This is a genomic window from Acinetobacter sp. ANC_7511 (assembly GCF_056779975.1).
In genome coordinates this window covers 46,045-65,419 of the sequence record NZ_JBWYIY010000010.1, presented here as the reverse complement: position 1 = coordinate 65,419, position 19,375 = coordinate 46,045, and the positions used below count along the sequence as shown (strand labels likewise).

Annotated in this window: 13 protein-coding genes; 6 read left to right on the top strand and 7 right to left on the bottom strand. The window is 39.2% G+C overall.

Features of this window, described 5'->3' with window-relative positions; all coding sequences use genetic code 11:
• Positions 1-80: 80 nt before the first annotated feature.
• A complete protein-coding gene (locus tag AC1M9L_RS08325; protein WP_481591859.1) occupies positions 81-1,787 on the bottom strand; it encodes a GGDEF domain-containing protein in 1,707 nt (568 codons plus the stop codon).
• Positions 1,788-2,274: 487 nt separating this feature from the next.
• Positions 2,275-3,168, bottom strand: a complete 894-nt coding sequence (gene blaOXA, locus AC1M9L_RS08320; RefSeq protein WP_481591858.1) for a class D beta-lactamase — start codon at positions 3,166-3,168, stop codon at positions 2,275-2,277.
• 821 nt (positions 3,169-3,989) lie between these two features.
• On the opposite strand from blaOXA, the gene omp33-36 reads away from it, so the two are divergent.
• The gene (gene omp33-36 / locus AC1M9L_RS08315; protein WP_481591857.1) at positions 3,990-4,925 is read left to right on the top strand and encodes a porin Omp33-36; all 936 of its coding nucleotides are present in this window, start codon (positions 3,990-3,992) and stop codon (positions 4,923-4,925) included.
• Between the two features lie 63 nt (positions 4,926-4,988).
• Here the strand turns inward: omp33-36 and betT are convergent, their stop codons facing one another.
• The 4 genes from betT to AC1M9L_RS08295 all read right to left on the bottom strand — a co-directional run bounded on the left by betT (position 4,989) and on the right by AC1M9L_RS08295 (position 10,052).
• The gene (gene betT, locus AC1M9L_RS08310; RefSeq protein ID WP_481591856.1) at positions 4,989-6,959 is read right to left on the bottom strand and encodes a choline BCCT transporter BetT; all 1,971 of its coding nucleotides are present in this window, start codon (positions 6,957-6,959) and stop codon (positions 4,989-4,991) included.
• Between the two features lie 225 nt (positions 6,960-7,184).
• Complete coding sequence (locus AC1M9L_RS08305; RefSeq protein ID WP_481591855.1) at positions 7,185-7,874, bottom strand: ion channel; 690 nt, start codon at positions 7,872-7,874, stop codon at positions 7,185-7,187.
• Between the two features lie 137 nt (positions 7,875-8,011).
• The gene (locus tag AC1M9L_RS08300) at positions 8,012-9,718 is read right to left on the bottom strand and encodes a cation acetate symporter (RefSeq protein ID WP_180028478.1); all 1,707 of its coding nucleotides are present in this window, start codon (positions 9,716-9,718) and stop codon (positions 8,012-8,014) included.
• Position 9,719: 1 nt separating this feature from the next.
• Positions 9,720-10,052, bottom strand: coding sequence for a DUF485 domain-containing protein (locus AC1M9L_RS08295; protein WP_035265779.1), 333 nt, complete (start codon positions 10,050-10,052; stop codon positions 9,720-9,722).
• A 183-nt stretch (positions 10,053-10,235) separates the two neighbouring features.
• Between AC1M9L_RS08295 and AC1M9L_RS08290 the strand changes: the two genes are divergently transcribed.
• Complete coding sequence (locus AC1M9L_RS08290) at positions 10,236-13,727, top strand: hybrid sensor histidine kinase/response regulator (protein WP_481586858.1); 3,492 nt, start codon at positions 10,236-10,238, stop codon at positions 13,725-13,727.
• Positions 13,728-14,152: 425 nt separating this feature from the next.
• Positions 14,153-14,920, top strand: a complete 768-nt coding sequence (locus tag AC1M9L_RS08285; protein ID WP_035265786.1) for a hypothetical protein — start codon at positions 14,153-14,155, stop codon at positions 14,918-14,920.
• 61 nt (positions 14,921-14,981) lie between these two features.
• Here the strand turns inward: AC1M9L_RS08285 and AC1M9L_RS08280 are convergent, their stop codons facing one another.
• Positions 14,982-15,632, bottom strand: coding sequence for a response regulator (locus AC1M9L_RS08280; RefSeq protein ID WP_035265788.1), 651 nt, complete (start codon positions 15,630-15,632; stop codon positions 14,982-14,984).
• Positions 15,633-16,008: 376 nt separating this feature from the next.
• Here AC1M9L_RS08280 and msuE point away from each other — a divergent pair, with 376 nt between their 5' ends.
• The 3 genes from msuE to AC1M9L_RS08265 all read left to right on the top strand — a co-directional run bounded on the left by msuE (position 16,009) and on the right by AC1M9L_RS08265 (position 19,351).
• Positions 16,009-16,746 carry an FMN reductase gene (gene msuE / locus AC1M9L_RS08275; RefSeq protein WP_035265789.1) on the top strand — a complete coding sequence of 246 codons (738 nt, stop codon included), beginning with the start codon at positions 16,009-16,011 and terminating at the stop codon, positions 16,744-16,746.
• Between the two features lie 29 nt (positions 16,747-16,775).
• The gene (gene sfnG / locus AC1M9L_RS08270; protein ID WP_035265790.1) at positions 16,776-17,885 is read left to right on the top strand and encodes a dimethylsulfone monooxygenase SfnG; all 1,110 of its coding nucleotides are present in this window, start codon (positions 16,776-16,778) and stop codon (positions 17,883-17,885) included.
• A gap of 308 nt (positions 17,886-18,193) precedes the next feature.
• Positions 18,194-19,351, top strand: a complete 1,158-nt coding sequence (locus AC1M9L_RS08265) for an MFS transporter (protein ID WP_481591892.1) — start codon at positions 18,194-18,196, stop codon at positions 19,349-19,351.
• The last annotated feature ends 24 nt before the right edge of the window (positions 19,352-19,375 follow it).

The window sequence follows — 19,375 nt, the reverse complement described above, 5'->3', positions numbered from 1 at the left end:
AGTAGGAAACTACTACGCAAATTTAATAAAAAATCTAACTGACAATTGAGGACGTGATTACAGCCAATATTCACATAATCTTAGCTTGAAACCGTATTGCGTCCCTGCGCTTTCGCTCTAAATAATGCTTGGTCTGCCTTAGCAAATAATGCTTTCCAAGAATCAGCACCTACCGCAACCCCCACACTGATCGAAACCGTAAATGATTGACCTTGCTCATCTGTAAATTGTAAATCACCAATACCCTTACGCATCTTTTCTGCAGCACGTAACCCATGTTCAAGGTCTAAATTTTCAATCAACACCAAAAATTCATCACCACCAAAGCGTACAACCAAATCCGTAGAACGAACATTATGACTTAAACAATTTGCCACCTGCTGAATGACTTGATCCCCTGCCACATGACCATATTGATCATTAACCTGTTTAAAATAATCAATATCTACAATCATCAAACACGTTTGCGTAAACTTATTGGGCTGAGCTTCCATAAGTTTGGTATAGGCTTCTAAAGCAAAACGATTTGAAACACCTGTTAATTTATCAGTATTGGCAATATTCTTTAATTCAAATTCAAACTCATCACGTTGATGCAACATTTTCTGAAGTTTTTGCATCGCTTCATGTAATGAATGTACTTGCTTCTGCTGATCTTCTATAAAATGACTATCGACCAAAGCATTGGCATACGACAATTCAACTAATTTATCTCTCACCATAATAAGCGGCGAAATAACTTTACGTTGAACATAAATCATCGTAAATAAAGCAGCCAATAGTGAAATTAAAGAGACAATCAATGTGAGTATAAAGTTGAGTTGATTCGCGTCTTTTTCTGACTTTGCGATTTCAACGCTCTTATTGAGCAAATAGTCTTGTAAATCGATAACTGTTAAGAATTTACCAGATACAGCTACACTTAATTCAGTCCCTGATAAAAAATAAGGTTGTCCCTTTCGGCTTTCATCAATTAATCGCATGATGATAGGTAAACCTTGATCAATAAACTGAGTTTTCACTTCTTTGTGTAAGCGAGCGAATTCAGCTGTACGATGGCGTTCGGGTTGGATGGTATTCACTAAATCCCACAAATAGCGAACTTGTTTTTGCGTTTGTAATGCGCGTGCAATATTGTCACTTGGTAACGGCTGCTGAAATGTCACATGTGCAGTTACATTTGAAGCAACACGTCCAGCCTGATCTCGCAAATCAGCCAACACCAAAATCATGGTGTAATAATGCCCCATCGAACTATCTTTACTTTTAGACTGCATTACCAGTTTCTTCAGTAAATCATGACTGCTATCCCACGCATTAAACATTGTAAGAATAGCTTGATCTAAAGCTTCAGGCGTACGCTCTGCAAATGGCAACGAAATATAGTGATCGACTTGTTTACGACCTTCCGCTAATTTTGGATTTAGGTATTGAGCGACGTACTCTTCTAACCCATCATATCCAGACTGATCTAATCGATGAATCGAGACCTTAATTTGTTCATCTACTCCCGCGCGATACTCAATAAGCGCTTGTTTATTTTTTTCAAACTCTTCTTGTGAACTCGACATTGCCATGTTCGCAGGGCCACGCTCGCGTGAAATACGATTCGCTAGAGCAGCAACGGCACGAAGATTTTCTATTTCAATCAATGCTGTTTGTGATTTCTGATATTCGCGATAATGGCTAATGACCAATGGGATTGAAATACAGAGGATAGATAAGACGATAATCATCACGAACACAAATAGGCGGCGACCAATTTGCTCGGAATGTGATTTTAACATCCAAACTACCTCTAAAATAAAAGACCGTATAAAGCGGTGAGATTTATAAAATTTCTTTGAACTTAGTTATATTTTACAATATAACCATGCTTAAAAAGCACTTAAAGCACAAGTTTTTATTTAAGAAACAATGTGATAAATATCACACTATTGTAATGCCGTAAATTTTTTTTGTTCAATATTTAAATTATTTTTCCACCAATATACAAGTGACATATTTGGCAGTATTTACTTTTTTGAATTAAAATCAGATGATTATTTTGATCACTTAATCAGCATCGAAAAAATAGATCATGCGCATAATTTTTAATCATTATACAAACCTCATCCTTTAAACCATAATGCTTACATTGCAAAGACACTGATTCATATCAGATTTGCTTAATGAATTTTGTTCTACCCTCGGATGTTTCTCCCACATACAGAACATCCTTTTTCAGCCCAGCCATCCCAATCGGCTGGGTTTTTTTTATCTTTTATATGACTTTTAACGTAAATAATGAAATAAACCAAGTCGATCTAAAATATCTAAAGTGATTTCCTTCCGTTGCTGAATTTTATCACCATTTTTCATTTCTAAATTTAATACAAAGGCAGTGACTTGACCGCTGGCTTGTTCTACAAAACCCACATACCAGCCCACCTGAGGCTCAATATCCATTCCCCAACCACTTTTGGCATATAGCTTATTCGCACCACGTGATTCGACATACATCATGTCTCTTACATCTTGTTGTACATCTCTACGAAACGGCAATGACAACTGTGCCAATCTATAAACAAATTTAACTTGTTGATCAGGTGTAATCTCTAGAGGACCTTTTAACCAAAATTGATCTATCTGATCCCCGACTTTTGCATTTCCATACTGAATTCGAATTAATTCCTGCTGCATCAATGTTAGTCCAATACGGTGTGCTAAGGCTTGATACACAGGTACAACAGATTCTTGTAAGGCCTCACCAAGCGTAAAATCACGTTGCCAACTATCAAATGAACGCTTATTTCCATCCCATTTAAACACTTCATACCGAGTTGATTTATGATGTTCTAATCCAATCAAAGCATTCAATATTTTAAAAGTGGATGCAGGGATAAAATTTTCTTTTGCTCTTGTTCGATCAGAACCGTAAGTTTTAACGTGTTTGCCATCATAGGTGATAAATACACCTTGAATATTTTGCTGATTAAATAGGGTCTCAATATGATGCTGATTCTTTGATTCACTGCTATTCAGCATTGAATCATCTTTTAAATCGTATGCTTTTGTTCTCGGATTAATATGATCTAAGGCCTGGCAGGCAGATAGAAAAACAGACGTTAAAACAAGTGCAACAACGTAGATTCCTTTCAATTCAATGTTCCAATTTGACCAATGCATTTAATTCAATTTTGACAGATTATTTCTAATTTTTTTGTCTATTTTTAACACTTTTTTTAAAAATATTATTTACATGTGCAATATGCTGGTGCATAATGCCCCACATTAGGGCGAGATAGAAATATACCTCAGCAGAATTTCTGTATTTCCCCCAAGTTTTGGCGAAAAAACCTAGTTTTCATAGAAAACTAGGTTTTTTTTTGCTCAGTATTGATAAAGAATACACCTGATTATGCACTATAATAGTGCAAATAAATATAAGTTAAAAAAAACCCAGCCTTGGGGAAAGCTGGGCATATAAGAGAAATAACCACTATAATATTTAGTAAATCTAAAAGGCAAAACTCAATTTATTTAAATATAAAAAAAAACTTAGTTAAGGAGCATGTAATTATGTGAAAATTAACTTAAATTGCAAACATCGTAACCCTTTGAAATTCCGAATCAACCTAACACTTTACTACCAAGTAGGTGAAAAAAGTCACATTATTTATTTTCAAATGATTTAAAATTAAACGAAAATCTTAAATTTCATGTAAATTAACATTTTCTTTATACGTTTTATCCGATTCTAATAATCTTTTTTTTGTATAATTTCGATGCAATTTTTTAAGCTTAATCGACGTTGAAAATCTCCTTATCACATTGTTATTTTTGAATAAAATGTTCAAAAATTCATGTTCTTAATCTTCTTGTATCAAGACATAACACACAAAATAAATTTAGACCAGCAGACTATTACCTTAAAGATCATTGACTTAATACATTGTTACAATACAATATTTACTGCATATTCATTCGACATTTATTTGGTAACTATTATGAAAAAAATTAGTTTAGCCACTGCTTTATTAGTAGCAATGACTGGGGCACACGCATATCAAGTTGAAGTACAAGGCGCTGCTGAATACTTTGATGACTCATTGAACAATGATAACTATACTGGTTCTGTTCAAGGTACTTACTACTTCAAGAATGTAGACTCAACTAAAGGTCCTTTAGCTGAAGCGGCTTTCTTAAATCAAGCATCTAATGTTTCTGTTGCTTATAACTTCGGTGAATATTCTGCTGATATTAAAGCTGCTAATCAGAAAGTTGAAGCTCAGCAACATAACTATGGTGCAAAAGCTGAAGCTTATATCCCAACTAAACTTATTCCTTTATATGCAAGCGCGTCATATAGCCACTCAAAAACTGATGCTAAAAATGAATTCACTGCAACCAATCCATCTAACCACCCACAAGTTGCTAAATTAGCAGATGGTAACGGCGATCGTTATGCATTAGAACTTGGTGCAATGTTACTTCCAAACTTCTTGGTTGCTGTAGGTTATACAAGCGTTGCTGATCAATACTCTTTTGATGTCTTTAAAGCAATCAACAACGGTAGCGTATTCTCAGCACTTGAAACAGGTACTATTGCTGAAGATCAAGATGCGATCACAGCACGTACTAAATATGTAGGCGGTATCACTGATACAAATATGTCTATTGGCTTTGAAGCTGGTTTAGTATACGGTGAAGATACACTTTACCAATTAAAATCTGACCTTTACTTCAATCCACAGTTAAGCGCAGGCGTATCTTATACTGAATCAAGCTTTAATGACACTCCAAGCTCAGCTATCGGTGCTAACGTAAACTACTTCATCACTCCAGCTGTAGCTGTTGGTGCAAGTTATGTAAATGCTAACGCTGAAAATGGTTCTAGCCGTGATACTGAAACTGTTGGCTTAAATGCTAAATTCCGTTTCTAATAAGTTATTAGATACAGAATCAAAAAAGGACGCATAATGCGTCCTTTTTTTATCAGTCACTAGTTACTCAGGGCTACGAATTACACTTAAAAAATGTAAATGTCTTTCGTATTGATCAATAACATCTTGAATTAAGTCTTCTTGTGTCCAGTCCATTACATCATAGGCCTGTCCACCCTCTCTTAAAAACACTTCCGCCTGATAATAATCCTGCTCAGTCACCATTGTATCTGGCATAAAGCTCGGTGGCGTTGTTCTTTGTGACATCACTTGATATACAAAATTCAACTCGTCATGATGATCTACCCTCAACTCTACCCCTTCAGCCAATCGATTTACACTAACCTTAAACTGTCTTCTCTTGAACTCTTTCTGCACTTGCTCTAATGCTTGAGATACTTGAGATTCAATAAATACATCAACCTCTTCCTTAGAATGAGGATAGTGCATAATCAATCCTAAGCGTTTTTGCCAACTCCGTGGTTGATGAATTGCTCGAGGTGTAATTCTCGCCTCTTGCAGAGCATTCATTTTAATTAAATCTACTTTTAAGGCTTTGAGTAATCCCCAACAAATAAAAAGCATAATGACGGAGAATGGCAACGCACTCATGATGGTCGCAGATTGTAAAGCACCAAGCCCACCGACCAATAATAATACAATTGCCAATACCGCCATAAGCACAGTCCAAAAGAGTCGTTGCCATGTCGGTGAACCTTCACCTTTAGCCGTCAAATAGTCTGTAACTAATGCACCTGAATCCGCTGAAGTGACAAAGAATAAAATAACCAGCGATGTTGCTACTACACTCATGATTGAAGCGAGTGGTAAGCTATTTAAAAATTCGAATAATGCAACGGAAGAATCCTTCTGTACTGCTAGCATCAGTGCTTCATTGCCTTCTTGCATAATACTGAAGAGCGCAGCATTCCCCATAAAGCCCATCCAAATGAGTGTAAATCCAGTAGGAATCAACATAACCCCAACAATAAACTCTCGAATGGTTCTTCCATGTGACACACGTGCGATAAACATCCCGACAAATGGTGACCACGAGATCCACCATGCCCAATACATAATCGTCCAACCACCAATCCAACCATTCGGTTGATAAGCATATAAATTAAATGTCATGGTAAAGAGATTAGAAACATACTGACCCATGTTCTGAATTGTGGTTTGCAAAAGATAAATGGTAGAACTCGCGAAGAATACAAAGAGCAATAAACTTAATGCCAATACCAAATTCAACTCAGACAACCGTTTAATTCCTTTTTCTAAACCTAGAAAAACGGACAGTGATGCCAATGTACTGACGATAATAATCAGTATCACTTGTGTACTTGCTGATTGAGGAACATCAAATAAATAATTCAAGCCTGAGTTAATTTGCGTTACACCAAAACCCAATGTTGTCGCCACACCAAATACTGTTCCAATCGTGGCAAATGTGTCTACGGCATCCCCCATTGGACCATGAATTTTTTTTCCAATGATCGGATAAAGCGCGGAACGTACTTTTAAAGGCAATTGATGTCGATAAGCAAAATAGGCCAAGGACAATCCAATCAATGCATAGATTCCCCATGCATGAAGTCCCCAGTGGAAGAAAGTCACTCGCATCGCTTGCTGCGCTGCCATAACCGTTTCTCCATCACCGACTGGCGGAGAGACATAATGCATTACAGGTTCTGCTACCCCAAAAAACATCAGGCCAATCCCCATACCTGCGGTAAAGAGCATGGCAAACCAAGAGCCATTACTGTAACTCGGTTGGCTATGATCTGGACCGAGCCTGATTTTGCCGTAGTCAGAAATTGCGATATAAGCCAGCACGATCAGAAATATGGCAACTGCTAAAACATAGAACCAACTAAAAGAATCCGTAATCCATTGGTTCAGTTGCTGAGTAACTAATTCAAAACCATTAGGAGATAACACCACAGTGGCCAAAAATACAAAAATGATGAGTACCGTGCTGATAAAAACACGTGGATTTACATTTGAATACCATGGAGGATGCTGAGAAGACATAATTCCCCTATATATTTATTTTTCGGTGAAACGCTTCAAACTGGATAAAACGCTATATGAATTGAGATCATTTATCCTCAACCTCATATAAAGCCGGGTTAGTTTCATCAAAAACAGAATAGAAAATCGACTCAATATCGAGGGTTGGAGATTATTTTTTGATCTAAGTACTTATTATTCATGATTTTGCAGATGAATGCCGTTAGCAAGATGTAACGTTCTGTTTTAATCATCCTGATGCTTTGGCAAATGAGCAATGTATTGCAGTGCAACTAAGCGCGAAACAATCAAAGCCAGATACATGACTCCACTAAACATTTGAATCATGGCAATCAGTCTCGCCAGCGGACTCAAGGGCATAATATCTGAAAGACCTGTTGCCGACTGAATACTAAAACTGAGAAACAACAAATCTAACCAACTATGTTGAACAGATTGTTCAGGCGTTATGCTAAAACTCAGTGGGTCATATAGCTGGCAGATGCTATATAAAAATGCGAAGCTCCATGCAATTAAAGTAAAAACAGCTGCTGCCGCAAATAATTCATCTTTGGTCAAATAGCGGTCTTCGAACATATATCGAACCAAACCATAAGCCGCTGTCGTATACGCGATAACTTCAAATACATGCGCTGTAATTTGAATATAGGCTTGATGATATCCAATCAGAATCAAGAAAGAAAAAATGAGAGCTCCTAATACCCCAAATAAACCTACAGCACTAAAAATTGGGGTCATTTTGATGACTTTAGCAATAATAAGAAGGACTAAAGCGCCGAGAATCCAAGTCATGGAGCGATAAGCCAAATCATGACTTGATATCACTGCGAGGAATAAAATCAGCAGCTGTAAAATCAGTAGACACGCGGATGGTAAACGTACGAGATCACCTATCACGCGGCATATTAAACTCATCTCAACTCCAACTATTTTTATTGTTTTGTTTGAATGAAAGCATAGCGGACAGTTGATGACTTGTATGTCATTTAAAATAGAAATTTGGTAAAGAAAAAAAGCCCCTTAAAGGGGCTTTTTATCATGATCAGTATGGTTTAGTGGTCTGACGCACCAGAAATACCAATACCTGTTTGTGAACGTACAAACTGTGCATCAAATGCTTTACGTTCTGCTTGCGCTTGTGCAGAATTGTCTGTCACAGAGAACAACCAGCAGAAGAAGAATGCTAAAGGCATCGCAAATAATGCAGGACCGTTATATGGATTAATTGGTGTATCAGAAATACCAAGCGTATCTACCCAAACTGCTTTAGAAAGTACGATGAGTACAACCGCTAAAACTAATCCAACAACACCACCGGCAACTGCACCACGCGTTGTTAAACCTTTCCAGAACATTGAAAGTACAAGCACTGGGAAGTTTGCACATGCAGCAACAGAGAATGCTAAACCTACCATGAAGGCAACGTTTTGTTTCTCGAACAAGATACCCAAGATCATCGCAAAGATCGCAAGACCTAAAGTCGCGATTTTAGACATACGAAGTTCAGATTCAGGTGTAGTTTGTCCTTTTTTCAATACGTTCGCATATAAGTCATGTGAAATTGCTGAAGCACCTGACAACGTTAAACCTGCAACAACTGCTAGAATCGTGGCAAATGCAACCGCTGAAATGAAGCCCATGAACAAGTCACCGCCTAAAGCATCAGACAAGTGAACCGCAGCCATGTTATTACCACCAACAAGCTCTAGCTTGCCAGTTACTGCCATTTTCGCAATATCAAGGAATTGTGGGTTGTTCGATACATAGAGAATCGCACCGAAACCAATGATGAAAGTTAAAAGATAGAAGTAACCGATAAAGCCTGTTGCAACAACAACTGATTTACGTGCTTCTTTCGCATCTTTTACTGTGAAGAAACGCATGAGGATATGTGGTAAACCAGCTGTACCAAACATCAATGCTAAACCAAGAGAAATCGCATCAATTGGGTTTGATGCCAGACTACCTGGTCCCATGATTTTGGTTGCATCATCTAAGGTTAAATCATGTACTTTAGAGAAGACTTGAATCGATTGCTCGAACATATTGGTGAAGCTAAAGCCAACGCCTTTCATCACCATAAATGCCATGAAGGTAGCACCTGACAACAACATCACTGCCTTAATGATTTGCACCCATGTTGTCGCTAACATACCGCCAAACATAACGTATGCCATCATGAGCAGACCGACGATGACGACAGCAATGTTATAGTTCAAGCCAAACAGAAGCTTGATCAACTGACCAGCGCCGACCATTTGGGCAATCAAGTAGAATGCAACAACAACAAGAGAGCTTAACGCTGCCAGTGTGCGTACAGGTTTTTCTTGTAAACGGAATGATACAACGTCAGATAAATTGTATTTACCCAAGTTACGCAAACGCTCTGCTATCAAGAAAAGTACGATAGGCCAACCTACCATAAAACCAAGTGAATAGAGTAAGCCATCGAAACCTGACAGGAAAACCATCGCAGAAATACCAAGGAACGATGCTGCGGACATATAGTCACCAGCAATGGCTAAACCATTTTGGAAACCAGAAATTCCACCGCCTGCGGTATAGAAATCTTTGGTGTTTGTGGTTTGTTTAGCTGCCCATTTGGTAATCCCTAGCGTTGCACCGACGAAAATCAAGAACATGATAATCGCAGGCCAATTTGTTGCTTGTTGTTCTGCTGCACCTAAATCAGGACCTGCGAATGCCAATCCAGATAACATTGCAGTCCCTGCAAATGTGAGTAAAGAATTCCATTTCATCTTAGTGTAGTCCCTTCTCGTGAGTGATGGCTTCAACTTCGCGCATAGCTTCTTCGTTTAATTGATCGAGCTTATTGTTGGCAATGTACGAATACACACCACATAACAAGAAAGACAGCACGATGATGCCTAATCCTAGAGGGATACCCCAAGTGGTTACACCACCTGAAAGCGATGACAATAAAAACTCTTTGTTATAGCCAACTAAAAGCATAAAACCAACGTAGACAAACAGCATAATGCCTGTCAATGTCCAGCTCAGTGTGCTTTTCTTTTTGACCATTTCTTTGAATTTGGGATTCTGTAGAATTTGCTCTACTTGTCTCTCATCCATAAACAAGACTCCATATGAGACCCAACCGTAGGTCATTTTTTTTATTTAAATTATTCCGATTTTTAAATTAGCAAGATTTTGCATTGGTTGTAATTTAGACTTTGGTCGCTAAATTTTGATCAATTTGAACGTGACAGTTCATGGATGCGTTATCATTACACGAGATTCTCAAGTGTAAGTCCTATGAACAGTTGGTTGATTATTGGGGTACTCGCCCTCTACATCCTCATCCTTTTTATTTGCGCCTTTTTTGGTGAAAAACATGCCAGTCGGCTCAGCCCACGTGGACGTATGTTATTGTTTAGTTTGACCTTAGGCGTGTACTGTTCGTCTTGGACATTCTACGGCGCAACGGGTGCTGCTGTTCGTGAAGGGATCATTTTCCTTCCAATCTACTTAGGCCCACTTCTGTTTGTCTGGTTTGGTTATGATATTTGGCGTCGCTTAGGTCGAGTACGTCAGCACCATGCTATTTCCTCAATTGCTGACTTTGTGGCAGCACGTTATGGCAAAAGCGGACCTCTCGCCTCACTCGTCACCATTTTAGCCGTGATCGCCATCATTCCTTATCTTGCCTTACAACTGAGAGCCATTGCACTCAGTGCATCCGTGATGTTGCAACAAGATTCAGAAGTGATGAATCTGACCACCAATGGTGTACTTGCACTTACAGGGGTTCTAGCAATTTTGGCTATGATGTTTGGTACACGTCAGATTGCCAACACCGAACAGCATGGCGGTTTAATGCTGGCAGTCGCTTTTGAATCCTTTGTTAAATTATTTGCACTCCTCTGTGTCGCTTTTTTCTTTTTATTTGAACGCCCCGAAAACCTCATTCAAGTTTCCGCAGACGTATCCAAAACCTTCCATGAAATTCAACTGATGGGCGTGCCAGATACCTTTTGGATTCAAACACTTTTAGCAGCATTAGCGATTATATGTTTGCCACGCCAGTTTCATGTTGCTGTAGTTGAATTACGTGATGAAAAACATATTCGTGGTGCGCGCAGATGGTTTGCCGCTTACATCATTTTAACCGTTGTCGCGATTATTCCGATTGCAAGTTGGGCACTTCATGCTGCACCAGAATACATGGCAGTCCCTGATGTTGCCGTGCTGTCACTGCCTTTGAGCTATAACCAAGAATGGCTGACGCTCTTAGCATTCCTTGGAGGATTTTCGGCTTCAACTGGTATGCTTTTAGTCTCTTCAGTCGCACTCTCAATCATGCTCAGTAACGACTTGATTATGCCTGCGCTATGGCGCTTGGGTTGGATTTCTCGTCATGACAAGCGTTTACCTCGAATGCTGAAATTCACACGTCGCGTATGTATTTTGGCGGTCATGCTACTTGGATTCTTGTTCTTCCATTTCTTTAATGACATTGATCAGCTGTCAGTATTTGGTCTTTTGGCATTTAGTGCTGTTGCACAGTTTGCACCTGCACTTATTGGGGGGTTGTACTGGCGTGGTGGAAGTAAACAAGGGGTCTATGCAGGTCTCATCGTTGGTTTTGTGATGTGGAGTTACACACTGCTCTTACCAACAATTTTAAGAAGTTTACCAGATGAATATTATCAATTTACTTATTCGTTTCTGATGTTTGGCCCTCTGGGATTTGACTTATTAAAGCCTGAAGCATTACTTGGTTTTGAATCATTTGCGCCATTAACACATGGTGTAATTTGGTCACTTGGCTTAAATATCGTGCTCTACATCTGGATCTCACGAATTTATCGTCCAAGTATTGCTGAGCAAATACAGGCAGAAAGTTTCTTCTATTACGAAACTAAACCCCTACAAACGCAACAAACCTCAAATGAAGTTAATTATTTACATCATGATGTCGCACGATTAAAAGTGGGTGACCTGATCACGCTTGCCAAACGGATTACGGGTGAAGGTCCGACCATGCATGCGTTTAATCAATTCTGCTTATCCAATAATGTGATATTAAACGAAAACAGCAGTGCCAATGGGATGTGGTGGCGTTTCACTGAACAATATCTTGCTGGCACAATTGGAGCTGCATCGGCACGTACCCTACTCACTACAGCCATGGTTAACAATGGATTAGCACTTGGACAGGTCGCTAATATTCTAGACCAAGCATCACAATGGCAACGCTTTAACCAAAATCTAATTATGACCATGATCGACCACATGACCCAAGGGGTAAGTGTTGTCGATGAAAACATGTGTTTAGTCGCATGGAATAATCAATATCTCGTTTTATTCGATTATCCAAAAGATTTGGTATATGTGGGCTGCCCGATTGCAGACTTGATCCGATACAACGCAGAGCGCGGTGAATGTGGACCTGGTTCCGTTGAAGAGCACGTACGTAAACGTATTCATTGGATGAAAGTAGGTAGCGCTCATGAGTTTGAACGTATTCGTAAAGATGGTCGTGTTATCCAAATGCGAGGAAATCCAATCGAAGGCGGTGGCTTCGTGACGACATTTGCTGATATTACGGCATTCCGAGAAACTGAAGCACTACTTGAAGGACGCGTTCAAGATCGCACTCAACAACTTGCCAATGCCTTGGCAGAACAACAATTGGCACGTGAACAAGCTGACAAAGCCAATATGTCAAAAAGTCGATTCATTGCTGCAGCAAGTCATGATTTACTTCAACCTATGCACGCTGCACGGTTATTCAGTACGGCATTAGAACAAAGCATTCAAAATGAAGAAGATGCTAAAACGCTACAGCAACTCGATCGTGCCTTACATGGTGCAGAGAGTATGCTTTCTGCATTATTAGACATTGCACGTTTAGAAGGTGGAACAATACAACCTAAACGACAAGCCTATCCATTACATGACCTATTGAGTGACTTAGAACTACAATTTAAATCAATTGCAGCACAACGAGCGATCTCCTTCCGAGTGCATGACGTGAAATTCTGGATTGATACAGATCCTCAATGGATTCGCCGTATTATTCAAAACTTTGTCAGTAATGCCCTAAGATACACAGCAAAAGGTCGTGTAATTGTTGGGGTGTTACGTTCAGCAGAAAGAGCAAACCATATTCGTATTGGTGTTTGGGATACTGGTCCAGGGATTGCTGAACAACAACGTATTAAACTCTTCCAAGAGTTTGAACGTTGTGGACATACCTCGCCATGGGGTGAACAAGGTTTAGGTCTTGGACTCGCCATCGTTCAGAGAATGACCAGCATGTTGGGTTATCCTGTGCATGTGTATTCCGAGTTGGGTAAGGGTTCATGTTTTATGATTGAAGTCCCACTCATCGATGCACCAAAGGTTGTGACCGCACCAGTTCAAGCCACACCATTAAAATCTGCAGCGTATAAAATTTTATGTTTAGACAATGATGAAACTATTTTAGAAGGCATGGCAACTTTGCTTACTAAATGGGGTTATCAAGTGTTTAAAGCCACAGAACCTGAACAAGCGCTTGAGATTATTCAACAAGAGAACATTCAAGTTTGGTTGGTCGATCAACACCTGAATTCAAATAAAATAGGATTAGATTTTATTGTAGAACATCGTCAAGAAAATGTGCCTGTGGCATTGATTACAGCTGATTCAGATCCTGAGCTTCCGCAAAGACTCAAAGAGCTGAATATTGTCCTATTGAAAAAACCTCTCAAACCTGCCTCTCTACGTTCATGGTTATCAGGTTTAAAAATTTCAAAATAAGATTCGAAATAGTCACATTTTGATACATTCATCACCCAGTTTTTCCACGAAAAGCTGGGTGATTTTTATACATATTCACACCGTACTTTACAATGATTGGCAGATCTCAGCTTTAGAGGTGGCAAAAGAGAACAAAATAAAGCTAAAAAGAGCATTGGCAATTGACCAAAAAAATCAAAGTCCGATTTTCTATGGCAAAACACATCAAAAGTTGAAATATCATTTAAAACAAATAGTTACAAGTTTACTAACATCATGTTTTTAGATGACAAATTTACTCATCAAATAAAAATTAATACTTTAGTCTTATTCTTATTGCAATCAACATAATTCTAAATCTAGCCATCAGCACATCTTCGTTCGATTAAAGAAATCAAAGTGCCTCAAATTTTCTCGAGAATAAAAGTATCAAATGGAGTCTTGCAATGAACATTTCAGAAGCTATGCCACATGGTTTAGATCGTAATCACGAATTTCATCGCCAATATGGTGCCAATGCAATTTTGCCTGAAATCAAGTGGCAAGAAATTTTTCCATCTACATCCTTAAAAAATGTACATGTACGTGCCTTGGAACAGATTTACCAAACTGCAGTACCTTTGGCTTTACAGGTTTTTGAACAATTAAAATTTGATGTATTTACACCAGCAGCTTATCACCCTCAAGGCTTAGGTTTATTTGATAAATTGGCACAACAAGAAAATCAACTTATTCAACGTTTAGCATCAGAATGCCGAGATTTAGATGAACATACGCGTCATCAAGTGTGGAGTATGTTGTTGCGTGGTGGTGCCGTTTTGGTCTTTAAAGCTTGGCTTGGTAAAGTGAAAACTGGTGAAAATACGCTTGATACCACGCAGTTTGATGAAATTTCAGATTTACTCTTTATCAAAACACCGCCGCTTGCACTCGCAGAACAATTAGGCATCGATGCATATGCAGATTTCGATCATATTTTTCTCATGTATGGCAATGAGGTGTTTTTAGATCGTTTTAATGGACTTGAAACGGCTGCACTCTTTGTTGATCTGAAAGTTTATGATGCCGCTTTTTTAAGTCTTAGAGATGATCGCGTTGCAGAATATTTAAAACGCAAGGGCTATGTAACACAAGATCAAATTGATGAACTTCAATGTGCACTCAATCCTCTATATTGTAATGAGTTGACACCTAAACAGGACTGTTTAGCCTAAAGTAGATACGCATCGAAAAAAAGACCTTTGATTAGGTCTTTTTTTCAAATCTAAGAATCATTTAAACACGTTTTTCTTCGATGTTTAATGCATTAATCGCTAATACAGCCTGAGTACGATTTTGAACGCCTAATTTACGGAAAATCGCGGTCACATGCGCTTTAATCGTTGCTTCAGAAACATCAAGTTCGTATGCGATCTGTTTATTCAACAAACCTTCCGCAACCATCATTAACACTCGGAATTGTTGTGGTGTTAGAGATTGAATACGTTCTGCTAAAGCTGTTTCATCTGCAGCACGTGGATCAAAGTTTAAATTCGCAGGCAGGTTTGGTGGTAACCACATATCCCCTTCTAATACCTGACGAATCGCTTCACCAATGTGACTTGGATGCGCTGATTTTGGAATATAGCCCATTGCACCATGTGCAATCGAGCGTTGAATAATTGAAACTTCTTCATGCGCCGATACGACAATAATTGGTAACGATGGATACTGTGCACGCACATGCACCAACGCTGAGAAGCCTGATGCACCTGGAAGATTCAAATCTAAAAGCACTAAATCTGGTTCAGGACCTTTTTCTAAACGTTCATAAAATTCATTAACAGCAGCTGTTTCATGGATTTGGGCTTGCGGTAAGCTGTAACGAACTGCTTGAATTAAAGCATGACGAAACAGTGGATGATCATCAACGATTAAAATATTCATAAGCGAGGCGAGAGATCTCAAACACAATCAATATACTAACTGTGCTATAGCTGTTAAGGATATATAAATATTAACGAATTTTTGCAGAAAATGTCGGGCTAAATCTTACAAACGCGATTTTTTTATGTAATTTTGAAAATTCGATAAGCACATCACTTTTAAATATAAAATTTATTCAAATATTGAAATAGCTTATTCATAATCATAAATATACGTTTATTCAGTTATTTATCACTTATTTATATCTCAAAAAGATTAAATTATCGCTATATACGCAAAAATGATATTTATTCTTATTTTGCTTATTTTACAGAATAAGCATAAATCCACATAAATAGTGCATCCGAGATTAATTTTAAATTTTTAGGTTTGTACTATGTCTACTGCTCAACAAAAACCATTAAATATCGTTGCTGTCTCTGGCGGTCTAAATAATCCTTCAAAAACTGAAGCGCTTGTTCAAGCGATTTTGGATGAGTTAGGTGAAGCAACACCTATTAATGTGCATTTTATTAAATTTAGCGAAATCGGTCATTTATTAGGTGGTGCCATTTATCGCAATCAGCTGCCGCAACGTGTTCAAGATGATCTTGCTGCTGTTGAAGCCGCGGATGCATTGATTGTGGGAACGCCCGTATATCGCGCATCTTTCACAGGTTTATTTAAACATTTCTTTGACTTTGTAGAACAAACTGCGCTGGTTGATGTGCCTGTATTACTAGCTGCATCAGGGGGCAGTGATCGCCATGCCTTAGTACTTGAGCATCAATTGCGTCCTTTATTTAGCTTCTTCCAAGCACAGACTTTGCCAATTGGAGTTTATGCAACTGATCGTGATTTTACGCCTGAATACACCATTCACAGTGAACTATTACGTGCGCGCATTACCTTAGCCATTGCTCGTGCTTTACCAATTTTAGAGTGGGCACCAGCCAAAGGTAAACGTGCTGAGGTTGTGAAAGATAAAACCCAACAAGCCAATCAAAACTTGGGCATTAACAAACAAATTGAACAAGAAGAAGTATTACCTTCAGCAGCAGTACCAAGTTTAGATGCAGCAGAGTCACGCTTGCATCACAAGAATAATGCTGCCCCAAAAATTGAAGTGGCATAAATATAATTGAATCAATGAGGGTATAAGCCATGTCTAATGCAGAAAAGCAAGCGATTAAATTTGCCTATTGGGTTCCAAATGTCAGTGGTGGTCTTGTCGTCAGTAATGTTGAACAACGAACAGACTGGAGCTACGACTACAATGTTCGACTCGCGCAAGCTGCTGAAAAAAGTGGATTTGAATATGCTTTGACACAGATTCGATTCACGGCAGGATACGGTGCGGAGAATCAGCATGAATCTGTAAGCTTTAGTCATGGCTTATTGGCAAAAACTGAAAAGTTACGTGTAATCGCAGCAATTTTACCAGGCCCTTGGAAACCCGCGCTGGCGGCTAAACAGCTCGCGACAATTGATCATTTAACCAATGGTCGTATCGCTATTAATGTTGTGAGCGGATGGTTCCGTGGTGAATTTGATGCCATCGGTGAAGAATGGCCTGAACACGATCAACGATATGCACGTTCAGAGGAGTTTATTCGTAGCTTAAAAGGTATTTGGACGCAGGATAACTTTAGTTTTGATGGAAAATATTATCAATTTAAAGACTACACCTTGAAGCCAAAACCTGTTCAAAGCCCACATATTGAAATTTTCCAAGGGGGTAGCTCGCGTGCCGCACGTGATATGGCATCTCGTGTTTCTGATTGGTATTTCACCAATGGAAACACGCCTGCTGAAATTAAAAAGCAGATTGATGACATCCGTGAAAAAGCCAAGCTGAATCACCATCAAGTCAAAATTGGGGTGAATGCCTTTATCATTGCTCGCGATACTGAAGAGGAGGCAAAAGCTGTACTTCAAGAAATCATTGACAATGCAAATGTAGAAGCAGTCAATGCCTTTGGTGATGCAACTCGTGAAGCTGGTGCCGCAACTCAAGAAGGTGAAGGTAACTGGGCAAAATCAACATTTGAAGATCTTGTCCAATACAACGACGGGTTCAGAACAAATCTCATCGGTACACCGCAACAAATTGCTGAACGTATCGTTGAATTAAAATCAGTTGGTGTGGACCTGATCTTATCTGGCTTCTTACATTTTATAGAGGAAGTTGAATATTTTGGTGAAAAAGTACTGCCTTTAGTTCGAAAACTCGAAGCTGAACAGCAACAACACATCACCGCTAAATCAGCTTAATTGGTCTTCGATTAATTAACAACGATCTGAATGAAATCAGCGCTTTGTTCAGTCTTGTTTTGACCCTGATAACTATAATAATAGCGTCATGCAGTAGCAACTTACCCCCCAAGGCTCGGCTTGGGGGCTTTTTATTGGATAGTTCATATAATCTGATCAGCAACAGTACATCGAAAATTGAATAAATCGTACATTGTTCCGCTGTTGCACGGTTATAATCACCTCAAAAATGAAGACAGCACAGCCTTATGGGTTCAATTCAATCAATAGAACATTCAAACAATTCCTCTGGTGCTTCAGCGAATAAAATGGCGGTTCATATTATTTTCGCTATTGCATTAGCGCATGGATTACATGATCTGATCCAGTCTTGCTTACCTGCCATTTATCCCATGCTGAAACTTAATTTTGACTTGAGCTTTACCCAAATCGGGATTATTTCTTTGGTCTATCAAATGACTGCATCTATTCTGCAACCTTGGGTTGGACTCTACACTGATAAGCATCCTAAGCCCTACCTCCTCCCTTTGGGTATGTGCGTTACACTGCTAGGTATCGTTCTGCTGGCATTTGCATGGACTTTTCCAATCTTACTGATTTCAGCAGCACTCATCGGTGTGGGCTCATCTGCCTTTCACCCAGAAGCCTCACGAGTAGCGAGAACAGCATCAGGTGGTCGCTTCGGAACTGCTCAATCCGCTTTTCAAGTGGGTGGTAATAGCGGCTCTGCCGTTGGGCCACTGTTGGCCGCAGCAATTATTGTACCGAACGGCCAAGCCTCAGTTGCTTGGCTCATGATATTTGCCATTTTCGCTATTTATCTGCTTTACAGAATCAGTCGATGGACCATTCAATATGCTGTTCAAGCTGCTTCAGCAGTAAAAGCCAAGCAATCAACACCGTTGAAAGGTTCTAAACTTGTACAGGGAATTGTGATTATCTGTGCGTTAATGTTTGCAAAATTCACGTACATTGCAAGTATTGGAAATTACTATACCTTCTATTTGATCGAAAAGTTTCAGGTCAGTATTCAACAGGCTCAGCTTTATTTATTTGCTTTTTTAGCTGCAGTAGCAATCGGTACTTTTGCTGGCGGCCCTGTCGGTGACAAAGTAGGTCGTAAAGCTGTCATTTGGATTTCCTTCATTGGCATGGCACCCTTTGCATTACTCATGCCACATGTGAATTTGATGTGGACGTGTATCTTTGCGATTCTTGCTGGATTGATTATGTCTTCCGCATTTTCAGCAATGGTTGTATATGCACAAGAAGCGATGCCAGGTCGTGTCGGCATGGTCTCTGGTTTGATGTTTGGTTTGATGTTTGGGATCAGCGGTATCGCGGCAGCAGCTTTGGGCTATGTGGCAGATCATCAAGGTATTCGTTGGGTATTTCACTTTAGCTCATACTTACCACTACTGGGTTTATTGACCTTCTTTTTACCCAGAACCAATCAATCTGCGTAAGATGATCATCGCTACGATCTCAGT